Source organism: Campylobacter sp. GB48 (genome assembly GCF_049221845.1).
Lineage (GTDB): Bacteria > Campylobacterota > Campylobacteria > Campylobacterales > Campylobacteraceae > Campylobacter_D > Campylobacter_D lari_C.
Genome location: NZ_JBMJAR010000006.1, coordinates 36,768 through 52,296 on the forward strand (window position 1 = coordinate 36,768; position 15,529 = coordinate 52,296).

21 protein-coding genes are annotated in these 15,529 nt (G+C 29.6%); 8 read left to right on the forward strand and 13 right to left on the reverse strand.

Annotated features, from left to right (window positions below):
• Positions 1-20: 20 nt before the first annotated feature.
• The 7 genes from ACOTVC_RS04715 to ACOTVC_RS04745 are packed head-to-tail and all read right to left on the reverse strand — an operon-like array spanning position 21 to position 4,583.
• Positions 21-461: an exporting protein gene (locus ACOTVC_RS04715; protein WP_373274189.1), complete on the reverse strand. Its 441-nt coding sequence runs from the start codon at positions 459-461 to the stop codon at positions 21-23.
• Complete coding sequence (locus ACOTVC_RS04720; protein ID WP_039641469.1) at positions 458-721, reverse strand: DUF2018 family protein; 264 nt, start codon at positions 719-721, stop codon at positions 458-460. Before ACOTVC_RS04720 ends, ACOTVC_RS04715 begins: the two co-directional genes overlap by 4 nt.
• A gap of 3 nt (positions 722-724) precedes the next feature.
• Positions 725-1,351 (reverse strand): HAD family hydrolase, encoded by a 627-nt coding sequence (locus tag ACOTVC_RS04725; protein WP_421627842.1) that lies wholly within the window; start codon positions 1,349-1,351, stop codon positions 725-727.
• A complete protein-coding gene (locus ACOTVC_RS04730) occupies positions 1,348-1,680 on the reverse strand; it encodes a hypothetical protein (protein WP_012661485.1) in 333 nt (110 codons plus the stop codon). The genes ACOTVC_RS04725 and ACOTVC_RS04730 overlap by 4 nt, the downstream gene beginning before the upstream one ends.
• Positions 1,677-3,302 carry a cation:proton antiporter gene (locus ACOTVC_RS04735; RefSeq protein WP_421627844.1) on the reverse strand — a complete coding sequence of 542 codons (1,626 nt, stop codon included), beginning with the start codon at positions 3,300-3,302 and terminating at the stop codon, positions 1,677-1,679. Before ACOTVC_RS04735 ends, ACOTVC_RS04730 begins: the two co-directional genes overlap by 4 nt.
• A 21-nt stretch (positions 3,303-3,323) precedes the next feature.
• On the reverse strand, positions 3,324-3,698 hold the full coding sequence (locus ACOTVC_RS04740; RefSeq protein ID WP_039618318.1) for a heat shock protein transcriptional repressor HspR: 375 nt from the start codon (positions 3,696-3,698) through the stop codon (positions 3,324-3,326).
• Positions 3,699-3,710: 12 nt separating this feature from the next.
• A complete protein-coding gene (locus tag ACOTVC_RS04745; protein WP_214116092.1) occupies positions 3,711-4,583 on the reverse strand; it encodes a DnaJ C-terminal domain-containing protein in 873 nt (290 codons plus the stop codon).
• A gap of 149 nt (positions 4,584-4,732) precedes the next feature.
• Here ACOTVC_RS04745 and ACOTVC_RS04750 point away from each other — a divergent pair, with 149 nt between their 5' ends.
• From ACOTVC_RS04750 to ACOTVC_RS04785, 8 genes are all read left to right on the forward strand, one after another.
• Entirely contained in the window at positions 4,733-6,151 is a 1,419-nt protein-coding gene (locus ACOTVC_RS04750; protein ID WP_214116094.1) for a DegQ family serine endoprotease, read from the forward strand.
• Between the two features lie 12 nt (positions 6,152-6,163).
• Positions 6,164-6,838 carry a response regulator transcription factor gene (locus ACOTVC_RS04755; protein WP_039618324.1) on the forward strand — a complete coding sequence of 225 codons (675 nt, stop codon included), beginning with the start codon at positions 6,164-6,166 and terminating at the stop codon, positions 6,836-6,838.
• Positions 6,835-8,076 (forward strand): ArsS family sensor histidine kinase, encoded by a 1,242-nt coding sequence (locus tag ACOTVC_RS04760; protein ID WP_087684703.1) that lies wholly within the window; start codon positions 6,835-6,837, stop codon positions 8,074-8,076. The genes ACOTVC_RS04755 and ACOTVC_RS04760 overlap by 4 nt, the downstream gene beginning before the upstream one ends.
• 7 nt (positions 8,077-8,083) lie before the next feature.
• Positions 8,084-10,111 (forward strand): ATP-dependent helicase, encoded by a 2,028-nt coding sequence (locus ACOTVC_RS04765; protein WP_214116096.1) that lies wholly within the window; start codon positions 8,084-8,086, stop codon positions 10,109-10,111.
• Positions 10,112-10,165: 54 nt separating this feature from the next.
• A complete protein-coding gene (gene tpx, locus ACOTVC_RS04770; protein ID WP_214115440.1) occupies positions 10,166-10,690 on the forward strand; it encodes a thiol peroxidase in 525 nt (174 codons plus the stop codon).
• Positions 10,691-10,962: 272 nt separating this feature from the next.
• The gene (locus ACOTVC_RS04775) at positions 10,963-11,223 is read left to right on the forward strand and encodes a hypothetical protein (protein WP_214116099.1); all 261 of its coding nucleotides are present in this window, start codon (positions 10,963-10,965) and stop codon (positions 11,221-11,223) included.
• Complete coding sequence (locus ACOTVC_RS04780) at positions 11,205-11,333, forward strand: helix-turn-helix domain-containing protein (RefSeq protein WP_214116114.1); 129 nt, start codon at positions 11,205-11,207, stop codon at positions 11,331-11,333. The genes ACOTVC_RS04775 and ACOTVC_RS04780 overlap by 19 nt, the downstream gene beginning before the upstream one ends.
• Positions 11,334-11,390: 57 nt before the next feature.
• Entirely contained in the window at positions 11,391-11,591 is a 201-nt protein-coding gene (locus ACOTVC_RS04785) for a YgaP family membrane protein (protein WP_214116100.1), read from the forward strand.
• On the opposite strand, the gene msrA is transcribed toward ACOTVC_RS04785, so the two are convergent.
• From msrA to hypB, 6 genes are read right to left on the reverse strand one after another with little or no spacing between them, the layout of a single operon-like run.
• The gene (gene msrA, locus ACOTVC_RS04790; RefSeq protein ID WP_087690506.1) at positions 11,588-12,094 is read right to left on the reverse strand and encodes a peptide-methionine (S)-S-oxide reductase MsrA; all 507 of its coding nucleotides are present in this window, start codon (positions 12,092-12,094) and stop codon (positions 11,588-11,590) included. The two genes, ACOTVC_RS04785 and msrA, sit on opposite strands and share 4 nt — an antisense overlap.
• On the reverse strand, positions 12,084-12,449 hold the full coding sequence (locus tag ACOTVC_RS04795) for a hydrogenase maturation nickel metallochaperone HypA (protein ID WP_087684709.1): 366 nt from the start codon (positions 12,447-12,449) through the stop codon (positions 12,084-12,086). Before ACOTVC_RS04795 ends, msrA begins: the two co-directional genes overlap by 11 nt.
• Positions 12,449-13,420 carry a hydrogenase expression/formation protein HypE gene (hypE, locus tag ACOTVC_RS04800; RefSeq protein WP_039618339.1) on the reverse strand — a complete coding sequence of 324 codons (972 nt, stop codon included), beginning with the start codon at positions 13,418-13,420 and terminating at the stop codon, positions 12,449-12,451. Before hypE ends, ACOTVC_RS04795 begins: the two co-directional genes overlap by 1 nt.
• A gap of 1 nt (position 13,421) precedes the next feature.
• Entirely contained in the window at positions 13,422-14,513 is a 1,092-nt protein-coding gene (gene hypD / locus ACOTVC_RS04805; protein ID WP_087684710.1) for a hydrogenase formation protein HypD, read from the reverse strand.
• Positions 14,500-14,781, reverse strand: coding sequence for a HypC/HybG/HupF family hydrogenase formation chaperone (locus tag ACOTVC_RS04810; RefSeq protein ID WP_039618343.1), 282 nt, complete (start codon positions 14,779-14,781; stop codon positions 14,500-14,502). The genes hypD and ACOTVC_RS04810 overlap by 14 nt, the downstream gene beginning before the upstream one ends.
• Entirely contained in the window at positions 14,781-15,515 is a 735-nt protein-coding gene (gene hypB / locus ACOTVC_RS04815) for a hydrogenase nickel incorporation protein HypB (protein ID WP_115645554.1), read from the reverse strand. The genes ACOTVC_RS04810 and hypB overlap by 1 nt, the downstream gene beginning before the upstream one ends.
• Positions 15,516-15,529 lie beyond the last annotated feature (14 nt).

The following is a 15,529-nucleotide window of genomic DNA, read 5'->3' on the forward strand; positions in this document are numbered from 1 at the left end:
ATATTTTATTAAATTTTACTTTAGTTTTGATTAAGAGAGGCTTTTCTAGGGTCTAAAAATTCTACTTCTAATCTTTTATCTTTATCTTCTATATATACAGTAAAAATAGCTTCGCCTTTTTTAAAATCACTAAATTCAAGTATCAATCTTGCTCTATCTATATGAGGATTTTTATAGTCAGGTACTAAGGTTTGATCTACCCAGTTTAAATTTCTTCTTAAAGACATCACAAATTGTCTAGGGTATTTTTTATATTTTGAATGAACAATGATATTAGTTTGATCAAATAAAGTCCATGAAAAGTCAAAATAATAAATCTCATCAGGATAGTCAATTTCTTTTATTTTTACACTTGCTTTTTCATCTTTACTTAAGGTAAATTTATAAGTATAATCAAAAAATACTTCAGCCTTTAAAAAATTAAGTATCAAAAATAAAGATAAAAATAAACGCAAAATCAACCCTCATGCCCTAAAATTTCAGCGCTTAATCCTATGTAAAAATCGTTTTTTCTCTCATCTATTAAGAGTGAATTTTCTATTTGAAATTGCGCCACATCGCTTTCATTTAAATTATTTTTTTCTAAAAGCTCTATCATGGCGATATGATCGGCTAATAATTTTTCTAAAACATTTTCTAATGCACCTAAATTTGCATATTTTATTGTTTCGATAAATTTTTCCTTAGGGCTTTTTGCAAGCATTTCATCAAAAATATCCATTTTTTAACCTTTCATGTAAGTTTGAATTTTTTCTATTAAAGTAGTTTTATCGTTAGCTTCATCTAAGTCTTTAATTTCTTTTTGCCAAGAAATATGTATATAATCCATCTTAGCATTTTTGGCACAAAGTCTGTCTTTTAAGCTATCGCCTATAAAAATACTTTTTTCATATTTTGCTTCATCTGCGATTAATCTTAGCATCATAGGATCAGGCTTAGCTTCTATACCATAACTAACACCTAATATTTTATCAAAATATGAAAGAATATTTTGTTTTTTTAAAATAGGTACTAAGCTTTCCTGAGGTGCATTAGTAGCTATAGCTAGGTAACAATCATTTTTTTTACAAAAATCCAAAACCTCAAGCACACCATCAAAAAGCACCACGCTTTGATCATAATGCTTAATAAAATACTTCTCATAACCTTCTTTAAAACTAGTATGTGAGTAAGTATCAACCCCGTAAAAAATCTTAGCATAATTTTGCCCAGGAGTATTGATGGTATCTAAAATAAACTCTCTTTTCAAAGGTTCTAAATTTAAATCCGCTCTTATTTCATTTATCGCACATACTATAGCATTGGCACTATCTATAAGCGTGCCATCCATATCAAAAATCACATTTATCAATATTCATCCTTAAATTTAATTTTATGCTTGTCTTTTTTATAACTTTGATTATTTTTTAGCTTATATAAGGCATTGGCTTTTGAAGCCAAGGTTTTTTGATCCAAACTCTCATCTAAACACTCATTTACAAAAATCTCCAAAGCCTTAGTATAGGTAGAATCCAAAAACACTGCTTGAACTTTTTCAAAGATTTTAGCATTTTTTTGCATTCTCTCTCTAAAAAGTGTTAAATCAAAATCTTCCCTTTTTAAAGCACTTACAGCAGAATTAGTAAATTTTTCTAAAGCTCTTACATATTTAACTCTTAAAGCTTTTTCATCATTTTTCATTCTGCTGCACTTGTATTAATTCTACATTGTAATGCTTCTTGTACCAAATTTCTAGCTATTGAAGCTTCAGCATCCACAATGTGTAAATGTTTATCAGTATGTGGGAAAATAATCTTAGCACCTGTACCACTTGTTTTTAAAACCGTTTGTATGGGCTTATTAAAGTTAGAAAGCACTTGGTAAAGCATATCAAGTTTAGCTTCATTGCTTATAGTTATAATAGCAACTGAGCATTCTTCTATATTGGCTACCTTTAGTGTTTCTACTTGGGCTACATTTGCAAAAAATACATTTTCATTTCTACTACGTCCAAGCTCAACTAAATTTAAATCACTTTCTAAAACTAGATATGGAATACCTGTTTTTTTAATCTTTTGCACCACTTCTTGGCCTAATCTTGCATAACCAAAAATAATAAAATGATCTTTCATTTTTTGATCGCATAGATAAAATTTAGCCATATCATTTTGTTCGTCTTCAGCTACATTGGCTATTTTTCTAAGATTATTTAAAATAAAAGGAGTTGCAACCATAGTGATAATAGAAACTATAATAAAAATTTGTGCAGTTTTTTCATCTAATAATGAATTAACTTGCATTAGTGAAAACACTGCTAGTGCAAATTCTCCAATTTGAGAAATACTTAAAGCGGTTTTCAAAGCTACTCTTTTTCTTGTATAAAGAGCTAAAAGTCCATAAATTACAATAAATTTTATTAATAATACCAAGCTTACAAAAACAAAAATCAAAAACCAATTTTCAAAAACTATATGAAAATCAATTTGCAAACCAACACTAATAAAGAAAAATCCTAAAAGTAAATCTCTAAAAGGAACCAAGTCTGCTTCTATTTTGTGTTTGTATTTAGTTTCAGCTATCAAAGCTCCAGCTATGAATGCTCCAAGCGAGTATGAAAAACCAAAAGAATGTGCTAAAAAGCTTGCTCCTATAACTGTAAAAAGAATTGTAGCGATGAAAATTTCATTTGCATTAGTCTTAATGATAAATTTTAAAATATAAGTAAAAAGATACTTGCCTATAAAATAAAGCAAAACAAGTAAAATCACAGCACTAACTAAGGTTGTAAGTAAAAGCTTTGAAATATCAGCATTTTGAGAGCTAAATATATCAATCATTAATAATAGTGGTATTACAGCAATATCTTGAAAAAGCAAAATTCCTAAAGCTTTTCGGCCATATTCTTCATTGATATCACCACTATCATTAAGTATTTTTAAAACTATCGCAGTGGATGATAAAGCTAGCGCAAAACCTGCTATCATTGCTATATGGTTTGCTATACCTAAAATATAAGTTACAAGTAAAGTACAAACCAAACCGCAAGTTAGCATTTGTAAACTTCCATTTAAAAACACTTCTTTTTTCATTGCTAAAAGATGTTTAAATGAAAATTCAAGCCCTATGGTAAACATTAAAAAAACTATACCAAACTCAGCTACATGAATAATAATTTCATTAGTACTAAAACCATAAAATTCACGCACAAATAAACCTGTAGCTATATAGCCTATAATAGTTGGAATACCAAATTTTTTTAAAATTACATTTAAAATTACAGCAAAAGCAACTGCAACTAAAAAGACATTTAAAAACTCTTCCACTAATTAGCCTTTTTTATTCTATTATTTCATTTTTTCTAAAAAAATTAAATCAAAATTACTTCTGTGCTTAACTACTGCTCTTGATTTTGAAGGATTATCTCTTCTATCAAGCTCCAATCTTAGTTCTTCAATGGTATTTTCAAACTCATCAATTTTTGTTTTTAGCTTTAAAATCACATCAACACCAGCCAAATTAACTCCAAGATCTCTTGTTAAGCGTAAAATCATTTTGATTCTATCTATATCTTTTTGAGAATATAGCCTCATTTTGCCATCGGTTCTGCTTGGCTCAACCAAGCCTTCTTTTTCGTATTGTCTTAGAGTTTGTGGGTGTATGCTTAAAACCTTTGCAACAACACTTATAAGATACACCGGTTCATCATAACTATGCTCCATTACATACTCCTTTTAAGGTAATTTTTCTTCTAAAATTTTTACAAATTCAGGATCAAGACTATTAATATCAGGTATTTTTACATTTAAAATTAAATACATATCCCCATAAAGGTCTGTTTTTCTATTTTGTACTCCATAGCCTTTAAGTCTGATTTTTTGATTGTTTTTAGAATTTGGCGGTATAGTGATTTTAACTTCTTTTCTTGGGGTATGTACGCTGATTTTATCTCCAAAGAGTGCTGTTTTTAAGCTAACTTCAACTTTTTTGTATAAATCATCATCTTCTCTTTCATATTCATCACTTTTTTCAAGCTCTACTTTTAAAATCAAATCTCCTTTTTGTCCTTGAAAGCTTTTTCCCTTACCTCGTATGCGTAGCTTTTCGCCATCTTTTATACCATGTGGAATTTTGATTTTAACTTGTTCATTATTGATATTTATGGTATGCTCACCACCTAAAATTCCTTTTTCAAAAGGAATTTTAACACTTGCTTGTAAGTCTAAATCTTCTTCAAAGCCACCAAAGCCTCCAAAACCACTTCTAAAATTGTTACTAGAGCTAAAACCTCTACCAAATCCTCCAAAACCTCCGCCAAAAATATTATTCAAAATATCATTGATATCAGCTCCGCCTGCACTTCTTGAAAAATCATGAAAACTTTGCCCACCAAACATAGAATCACCATATCTATCATATTGAGCTCTTTTTTTCTCATCACTTAAAATCTCATATGCGGCGTTGATTTCTTTAAATTTTTCCTCAGCACCTGCTTCTTTATTGATATCTGGGTGATATTGTCTTGCTAATTTTCTATAAGCTTTTTTTATCTCATCTGCGCTAGCATTTTGCGAAATACCTAGTGTTTCATATAAACTATTACTCATTTATTATTCCTTATTTTTTATAAGATTATATCATAAACTTTAGTCTTAGTCAATCAACTTTTATAAGTTTTAAAACTAAAGGTTTTATTTACAATTGTGTAAAAATAAAATTTTATACTTGCATAAATTGATTTTACAAAGGATAATACATGAAAAAAACTATGGTTCTTTCTTTGGCATTAGCAACTACTCTTTTTAGTGCTAGTATTGATTTTAAACAAGCAGATGATAATGTAAAAAGATCTTTACCAACTGATAATCAAAATACTATACTTTCTTATCACGATTCTATACAAAAAGTTAAAAATTCAGTTGTGAATATCTCAACTTCCAAAACCGTTCAAAGCAATTCTTTTGGGATTGATGATTTTTTCAATGATCCTTATTTTAAACAATTTTTTGGTTTTGATTTTCCACAAGCTCCAAAAAGTAAAAAGAATAAAAAAGAAGTTGTAAGTTCACTTGGATCGGGCGTGATTATCTCAAGTGATGGCTATATTATAACAAACAATCATGTTATAGAAGGTGCTGAAAAAATTACTGTAAATTTACCTGATTCAAGCACTGAATATAAAGCTAAATTAATCGGTGCTGATCCTAAAACAGATTTAGCGGTGATAAAAATAGAAGCAAAAAATTTACCTGCTGTAATTTTTGCTGATTCGGATAAATTATTAGAAGGTGATGTGGTATTTGCTCTAGGTAATCCTTTTGGCGTTGGAAGCAGTGTTACAAGTGGGATTATTTCAGCCTTAAATAAAAACAATATAGGTTTAAATCAATATGAAAATTTCATTCAAACCGATGCTTCAATTAATCCTGGAAATTCAGGTGGAGCTTTAGTAGATAGCAGAGGAGCTTTAGTTGGAATTAATTCAGCTATACTTTCAAGAAGTGGTGGAAACAATGGCATAGGTTTTGCAATCCCTTCTAATATGGCAAAATCCATTGCACAAAAACTCATTGAGCATGGAAAAATTGAAAGAGGATATTTAGGTGTGGTTATAGGAGCTTTAACTCAAGATATTAAAAAAGCTTATACTAATCAAGAAGGTGCTTTAATAACAGAAGTTCAAAAAGATTCAGCAGCTTATAATGCAGGATTAAAAAGAGGTGATTTGATTATAAAAGTAGATAAAACTGTGATTAAAAGTCCTATGGATTTAAAAAATTATATAGGAAGTATTGATCCAAAACAAGCTATAGAAGTAACTTATGAAAGAGATAATAAAATCAAAACAGCTAAATTTATGCTAAAAACAGATGAAAAATCGCTACAATATGAAAAAGGTTATATTGATGGTTTAAAATTAGTAGAGCTTGATTCTAAAAATAAACAACAATACCGCATACCTGAAAATATTAGTGGTATTTTAATCACTGAAGTTATTCCAAAATCAAAAGCAGAAAAAATAGGTTTTGAGCAAGGTGATATTATCATAGGTATTGATCAATACGAAGTTTCAAATTTTAAAGAATTATCTAAGGCTTTAGAATTAAATAAAGGCAAAGAATATGTTAAAATTTGGATTAATAGAGGCGGTATGGTTAGAGCTTTACTTTTTTAAGAAAGGAAGAAAATGACAAATATTTTAATGATAGAAGATGATTTAGAATTAGCAGAGATTATAGCTGAATATTTAGAGCAATTTGATATGAAAGTAGATATTGCTCATGAGCCTTATATAGGTCTTTCAAGACTTGCTTTAAATCCTTATGATTTAATCATTTTAGATTTAAGCTTGCCTGGACTTGATGGACTTGAAGTGTGTGAAGAAATTCGTAAAAAATATGATACACCTATTATCATTTCAAGCGCAAGACATGATATTAGCGATAAGGTTGCTGCACTTGATTTGGGTGCTGATGATTATTTACCAAAACCATATAATCCTCAAGAGCTTCAAGCAAGAATTAAAAGTCATTTAAGAAGAATTTCAAACACCAAAACCGCTCAAACTCAAGTTAAAAAAGATCTTGTATATGATAAATACAAACATACTATTACTATGAAAGATCAAGAAATTAGCTTTACTAATGCTGAATTTGATATTTTAAGTTATTTAATTAAAAAAGAAGGTGGAGTGGTGAGTCGCGAAGAGCTTGTGTATAATTGTAGCTCTATTAGTGAAGACTCTAGCAATAAAAGCATAGATGTAATCATTAGTAGAATCAGACAAAAAATCGGAGATGATCCTAAAACTCCAAAATATATTCATTCAATCAGAGGCATAGGATATAAATTAACTCAATGAATAAATCATCGATTTTTTATACTATAACCTTTGTTTTCTTGCTTGCTAGTGTTAGTGTGATTTTGGCATTTTTATGGCTTATAAAATATGATCAGCAAAATTACACTAATGAACTTAATGCGAAATATTCTTTTATAGCTAATGCAAGATTATTGTATTTTAATCATGTAATTAGTGAAAAAGAATTTTATGAGCAAACAAAAAATTACAAAATGATAGAACTAACCGCGCCATCTTCTATAAGAAAAATCATCTACAAGGCTGAAACTATAGCACGTGCTCAAACTAGCACGGGTGTAGTTGAAATTATTACTTTAGAAGATAATGTGTATTTAAAAATCATCTTTGATGGAAAACTTTATTTGTACAAAGATTTAGAATATCAAGGTTATCGTTATTTTGTGATTAAGCTTATTGCTAGTATAGTGGTAATGGTTTTATTGATTTTATATATTTTTATCATTAGAAAATTAAAACCACTTAGAGCTTTAAAAAGACAAATAGATAAATTTGGCGAAAATAAACTCAATGAAATTCAAAATGTCAGTAAAGGTAATGATGAAATTTCTCAAGTAGCAACAGCCTTTTATGAATCTATCTTAAGAATTCAAAAACTAAACACTTCAAGGCAGTTTTTCTTAAGAAATATTATGCATGAGTTAAAAACTCCTATCACTAAAGGTTTAATTACTTTAGAAATGCTTGAAGATAGCAAATATAAAGAAAGATTAGTAGGCGCTTTTAATCGTTTGGAAATTTTGATTAATGAATTTGCAGCTATTGAGCAAATTACTTCAGGTGCTGGTTTGATTAATTTAAAAAAATATAATATCTTAGATCTTTTAGATGAAGCTAAAGATATAGCTATGAGTGATGATGAAAAGGTAAAAATTAGCATCAAAGAAAGTTTTAGTGTCAATGTGGATTTTAAACTCTTTACTACTGCGATGAAAAATATGATAGATAATGCGACAAAATACTCTGATGAAAATTGCGTTACCATAGAAATAACTAAAGATTATCTTTGCTTTAAAAACAAAGGAAAAGCCTTAGATAAAGACTTGAAGTACTATACTCAAGCCTTTACGCAAGGAAAGAAAAACAAAGATAGTTTTGGACTTGGATTATACATTGTTAAGACTATTTTAGATTCTCATAAACTTACGCTTTATTATGAATATAAAGACGGTATCAATCATTTTTATTTTAATGATATACAAAATATAATTTTAAACTAGGAAGCTCATGCCCTTATCGCGTTTAAATGAAGAACAATACAAAGCCGCTAGTGCTCCTTTTGGACACAATCTTATCATAGCAAGTGCAGGCACAGGTAAAACTTCAACCATAGTTGCAAGAATAGCCTTTTTACTTCAAAATGGTATAAAGCCTGAAAAAATTATGCTTTTAACCTTTACAAACAAAGCTAGTAAGGAAATGATAGAAAGACTTGGTAGATATTTTGATAAAAGCATTACTTCAAAAATTACAGCAGGAACCTTTCATAGCACTGCTTATTCTCTACTTAAAGAGTTAAATCATGATATTATTTTAAAACCTGCAAGTGAGCTTAAAATTCTTTTACGTTCTATTTTTGAAAAACGCACTTTTCATCATCTAAGTGATACTAAACCTTATATGCCAAGTTATTTGTATGATGTATATTCTTTATTTCAAAATACTAATGCAAATTTAGATAAATTTTATAATTGGTTTTGTCAAAATTATGATGAACAAGCTGTTTATGCTGAAATTTATGAAGATATTTTAAAAGAATACGAAGAAGAAAAAGCACGTTTTAACTATGTGGATTTTAATGATTTATTGATCAAATTAAAACATGTTTTAACTTCACATCATTTTGAATTTGATGAGATTTTAGTAGATGAGTACCAAGATACTAATACTTTACAAGGCTCATTAATTGATGCTTTTAAAAGTAAAAGTTTATTTTGTGTGGGTGATTATGATCAAAGTATCTATGCTTTTAATGGGGCTGATATTTCTATTATAGGAAGCTTTAAAGATAGATTTATCGATGCAAATATTTTTACTTTAAATAAAAACTATCGCTCTAGTAAAAATATACTTGCGCTGGCTAATAAAGTGATTTTAAACAATGAAAGATTATATCCTAAAGAATTGATTGTAACTAGAGAAGGAGATTTTAAAGCACCAAGTTTGCTAACTTTCAATGAATTATTTGATCAATACTCCACCATAGCAAAAATAATCTTACAAAGTGGAGTTAATCTTGATGAAATTGCTGTTATTTTTAGAAACAATTCTAGTGCAGATGGAGTAGAAGTTGCCTTAAGAGAACTTGGTATAGCAAGCAAAAGAAAAGGCGGGGGAAGCTTTTTTGAAAGCTTGGAAGTTAAAAACTTTTGCTCTATGCTTGCAATCGTGCTTAATCCAAAAGATATCATGGCTTTTATACACTTGCTTGAATACACCAAAGGAGTTGGTGGGGTTTTGGCAAAAGATATTTTTGATGCTTTATTAAAACTGGGGCATTCTAGTTTGATTAAAGGCTTTTTAAATCCTGATAGTAGTGTGAGTTTAAAAAAATACAAAAAGCAAAGTTACCAACTAGGACTTTTTGATGATATTGAGGAGCTAGCCTCGCCTTCAAGGTTTAACTTAGAAAGTGAATTTAACACCCACCCTATTTTAAGCCTTCCTAAAATTAACGAGTTTTGTGCGAAAAATCTTGAAAAAATTTATCTTTTTATTAAAAAAGCAAGTGAGTGTAAGGTTTCAACTCAACTTGTAAATTTGATCTTAGAAAATGATTATTTTAAAGAAATTTGTGATATTTTAGCAACCAAAAGAGCGACTAATAAAAACTCCAATGTTGACTTAAATAAAAAAAATGAAATTTTAGAAAAAATCAACGCAAAAATGTTTGTATTAAAAGAACTTGCTAAAAATTACAGTGATAATTATAAATATTATAATTTTCTTACTCTTGGTGCTAGTGAAATGAGTAGTGGTAGTGGGGTTAATCTTTTAAGCATACATGCTAGTAAGGGGCTTGAGTTTGAACTTGTATTTGTAATTGATCTTGCACAAGGAAGATTTCCTAATCAAAAACTCATGAGCATGGGTGGAAGTTTAGAAGAAGAAAGAAGGCTTTTTTATGTAGCTGTAACTAGAGCTAAGGATACTTTATACTTAAGCTATGCAAAATATGACAAGATTAAAAAAAGTAATTATCAACCTTCATGTTTTTTAATCGAAGCAGGTATGTGCAAAGAAGAACAAAAATAAGACTTTATTAATCTTTTTATATTATGATTAATAAAAATCATTCAAGGAGAAAAAATGAATAGTGTATTATTCAAAGGAAATAAAGTAAATTTAAAAGGAAATAACATCCAAGTTGGTGATATGGCTCCAAATATCACCTTAAAAGCTAAAGATCTTTCAGGTGTTGAAATTGCTCCAAAAGACAAAACTCAAATTATTATTAGCGTACCAAGCCTTGATACTCCAGTATGTGCAACTGAAGCTAGAGAATTTAACAAAAAAGCAGCAGCAAGCGGTGTAGAAGTAATCGTAGTTAGCATGGACTTACCATTTGCTATGGGTCGTTTTTGCTCAACTGAAGGTATAGATAATTTAACTGTTGCAAGTGATTTTGTTTCTAAAGAATTTGGTGAAAAATATGGTGTTTTAATGGCTGATGGTCCACTTGAGGGAATTTTAGCTAGAGCAGTGTTTGTAGTTAAAGATGGTGTGGTTGCTTATAAAGAATTGGTAAATGAAGTAACAGAACTTCCAAATATGCAAGCTTTAGAAAGCTTCTTTAGTCAAAGTTGTGGATGTGGTGGTTGTGGTTGCCACTAAAATTTAAAAGCCTTTTATAGGCTTTTAAAACTTAAAAACATGGAAAATTTTCTTTCTCATTTTGAAATAGAAAAGCAAGATCTCAAACTTATACAAGAGCGCTTACAAATAATAAACATTGAAAAAGACTTTAAGGTCAATGATAAATGTTTAGGATTTATAAAAATTTTAAAAGGCGAGCTTAGAGCTTTTATTCTAACTCCAAATGCAAAAGAAATAACACTTTTTCACCTTAAAGAAAATGTGAATTCATTATTTGCTCTGAGTGTAATATGGGTGGCATATCTTATGATGTTTTTATACAAAGTACTCAAAATACAAGTATAGCCATCATTCCCTCATCAATTTTTCAAATTTTAAAAGAAAAATACCCAAAAATTAATAATTGTGTTTTAAGTTTCATCACCAAGCGTTTTAATACCTTAATCAAAATTTTAGAACAAGCTTTATTTATGCCTTTATCTTCTAGAATTTGTGATTTTTTGAAAGAAAATACTAGCAACAATACTTTAAAATCACCCATGAAGCTTTAGCTAATCACTTAGGAAGCGCTAGAGAAGCTATTTCAAGAATTTTAAAAGAATTAGAAAAAGAAGGTAAAATCAAACTTGAAAGATCTAAAATAATACTAATTTCTTTGTAACTTTATCACAGAAATACTTTTAAAATTTATTTATAATATCAACAAAAAGGAGAAATTATGAGTAAATTAGAAAGAGTGCTAAGAATAGCTTTAGCCATAGTGGCGTTTTCTTTAGGAGTTTATTTTTCAACTTGGTGGGGATTGTTGGGTTTAATTCCTTTATTAACAGGTATTTTTACTGTTTGTCCTATAAGAGTACTTAGTAGAAAACAAGCTTGTCCACTTGGGGTTTGCCCTATTTCTAAAAAGAAAAATTAGGAATGATTTGCTAGTTTTTCTAGCTTTGGTGTAATAACAAATCTACAATAAGCTTGGCTGGGATTATTTTTAAAATATTTTTGATGATAATCCTCAGCTTTATAAAATTTTTCTAATTTTAAAACTTGTGTAACTATGGCTTTAGCGTAATATTTTTGTGCTTTTTGTAAAAAATCACTAATGATTTTTAACTCCTCATTAGTTTGATAAAAAATAACTGATCTATATTGTATCCCCTCATCAGCACCTTGTTTATCTAGGCTTGTTGGATCGTGCATTTTTAGAAAAATTTCTAAAATTTTTTCTAATGAAATTTGTTTTTCATCATAAATTATCTTAGCTACTTCTATATTTCCATCGCCATTTATCACGCTTTCATAACTTGGATTTGGCTTACCACCACTATAACCTACTTCTGTATAAACTACGCCTTTAATTTCATCAAACACAGCTTGAGTACACCAAAAACAACCCGCACCTAAGATAATTTCTTTATTTGTCATTATTTTCTAAATCCTCATTTTCTTTTAAAACAAGCTGCATAAGATAAAGTTCTTCTCCATCTATGATTTTTAAATCTTTATCTTCGCATTTTGGGCACCAAAAGATATTATTTTCAAGTACTCCATTAAAATGGCATTTTTGACACTCAACTACTACTTCTTGAATATGCATAACAAATTTAGCATTTTTACATAAGGGACTATTTTCTTTAAAAGTTTCAAAGCTTCTTTGCAAAAGTGGAGGTTCAACTCCACTTAAGCGCCCTATTTTAACATGCACTTCTTCAATAATTTTTCCTTGAGCATATTCTTCGCAAAGCTCTAGTAATGATTCTGTAATGCTTAACTCATGCATTAGCAAATTCTTGGCAAAAGTTCGCCTTTTGGAGCTTCTAAAATGCGTTTTGCTCCATAAGCATTTTCTAAAACCACTCTTGCTTTTTCATTAGCTGTGATTTCACCTATAATGGCCGCATTAGCATTAAATTGTTTTAAAATTTCCAATGCTTTTTGCTCATCTTTTTTATCTACACAAATAATAAAAGTTCCTTCATTTGCAAGCTCATAAGGCTCATATCCAAAAAGCTCACAAACCCCTAAAACTTCATCACAAACTGGGATTTTTTCTTCATATATTAAAAGCTCTAAATTGCTTAATTTAGCCCATTCATTTAAAACCGCACTAAGTCCGCCACGCGTAGCATCACGCATTGCTTTTATAGAAATATCTGCATTTAAAAGTGCTAAAACTTCATCTTTTAAGCTTTTGCAATCACTTTGGATATTTGCCTCTAAATTATTTCTTTCAACCAAAACCGCACAACCATGAGCTCCAATATCCCTTGAAACTAATATACTACAACCACTTTTTAAGTCTTTGGTGTTGATTTTTTGTATATTTTTACCTATACATGAAGTGTTAATATATATTTCATCGCCTTTATTTTTAGGAACAACTTTAGTATCCCCGCAAACTAGTTTTACTCCCGCTTTATCACATTCTTCTTTTATGGATTTTAGTATAATTTTTAACTTTTCTATCTCAAAACCCTCTTCTAAAATCAAAGCTAGCGATAAATATAGCGGTTTTGCTCCCACCATTAATACATCATTTACGCTACCACAAACTGCTAATTTTCCTATATTTATATCTTTTAAAAAGATAGGATTTAGTACAAAAGAATCGGTGCTAAAAGCCAAATCATCTAAAATAGCAGCGTCATTTGCTTCTTTTAAAATATCATTTTCAAAAATAGAAAAAATTTCACTTATCAAAGCATTCATTTCTTCACCACCACCACCATGGGCTAAAGTAATTTGCTTCATTTTATGCCTTATCTTGATAATATTTATAATAAGCCGCACAAGCTCCTTCACTAGAAACCATACAGCTACCTATAGGATTTTTTGGAGTACAAGCTTTTGCAAATATCTTACAATCATAAGGCTTAGCTAAGCCTCTTAAAATTTGACCACAAATACAAGCCTTGCTTTCATCTTTACTTTGCACTTTACAATCAAACACTTTGCTAGCATCTAAGTGTGCAAATTCATCTTTTAAACAAAGCCCACCATTTGTAATCACTCCAAGACCTCTAAATTCAAAATCACAAGGTTTAAAGTATTTTTCCACTAAAGCTTTGGCTTTTAAATTACCCTCTTTGCTAACTACTCTGTGATATTCATTATAAACTTCAAAAGTATTTGCATTCATTTGCTCTACTATATTTAACACACTAAGCATTATATCAACCGGTTCAAATCCACTTACTGCTATAGGTGTTTGGTATTTTTTAGCAATAGGTTTATAAATGTTTGATCCTGTGATAACGCTTACATGAGAAGGTCCTAAAAAGGCGTCAATTTTTACATTTTCATCTTGCATGATAGCTTCTACCGCAGGTGGAACCAAAACATGATTGATATGAAAAAATAAATTTTTTAAATTTAAAGCCATGCTTTTTTCTATAATCACCCCACTCATAGGTGTAGTTGTCTCAAAACCTATGGTAAAAAAGATTATATTTTTTTCAGGGTTTTTTAAAGCTATATCTATCACATCCAAAGGTGTATAAAGCGCTCTAACATCAGCTCCTTTAGCTCTAAGATCAATTAAGCTTTCATAGCTTCCTGGTACTTTAAGCATATCGCCTAATACACAAAAGATAGTATTTGGCATACTTGCAAGCTTTAAAGCCACATCAATACGCTCTCTTGGCATAACACATACAGGACACCCTGGACCATGTATAAAGTTAATTTCTTTTGGCAATAAATCAGGTAAACCAAATTTCATAATACTATGCGTATGTCCACCACAAATTTCCATGATATTAATAGGCTTAGTAATTTTAGAAGCAATAAGTTCTTTTAGGACTAAAATTCTTTCTTTATCTCTAAAATCATTAATTAAATCCATTTTTTAGCCCCATATCGCCTTCATTTTCATCAATTTGTCCATTTTGCATTTTCTCTGCTATATCTGTATAAATTTTTAAACTCTCTTGTGCAGCTTGAGTGTCGATTTTTTCCATAGCAAAACCCACATGTATAAGCACATAATCGCCTACCTTTAAAGGCTCGCTTATCAAGTCTAAACTCACCCTTCTTTTAACCCCTAAAGTTTCTACTATAGCTGAATTTAGCTCATCAATTTCTAAAATTTTAGAAGGTATAGAAAGACACATTAGCTAAGCTCCTTTTTCATTTTTAGATAATTTATCCAAAGATCAAATCCTGTTTTTGTTTTGCTATCTAAAATCATAATATCTATTTTAGGATTTAGCCTTTTAGCAGCCATAGAAGCTGCTTTGAAATCAAAGTCAAAATGCTGAGCTAAATCAGCTTTAGTAATAACTAATAAATCAGCCTTTCTAAACATCACCGGGTATTTTTCTACCTTATCGCTACCTTCTGTTACTGAAAGTAAAACTACATTTAAATGCTCGCCCAAATCATAACTTGCAGGACATACTAAATTTCCTACATTTTCAACAAAAACTATATCAAGTTCGCTAAGTTTAAAATGATGTAAAGCTTCATGCACCATAAAAGCATCTAAATGACAAGTTTGTCCTGTGGTGATTTGATGAGCTAAGCCTCCTGCTTTGATAATGCGATTTGCATCATTGTTAGTTTCTAAATCCCCTTCAACCACGGCTATTTTTAAATCATCTTTTAAAGTTTTTATAGTTTCTTCTAAAAGTGTTGTTTTACCACTTCCTGGAGAACTCATTAGATTAATACAAAGAGTATTATACTCATTAAAATGCTCTCTATTATGAGCTGCTTGATGATCATTTTTTGATAAAATTTTACTAATAACATTAATAGTTTTTTCATCTTTTAAAGCCGGATTTTCATGATGGTGATCATGATGATGTTCGTGTCCATTAATAGAACAGCCGCAATCTTTACACATAATCTTTCCTTTAT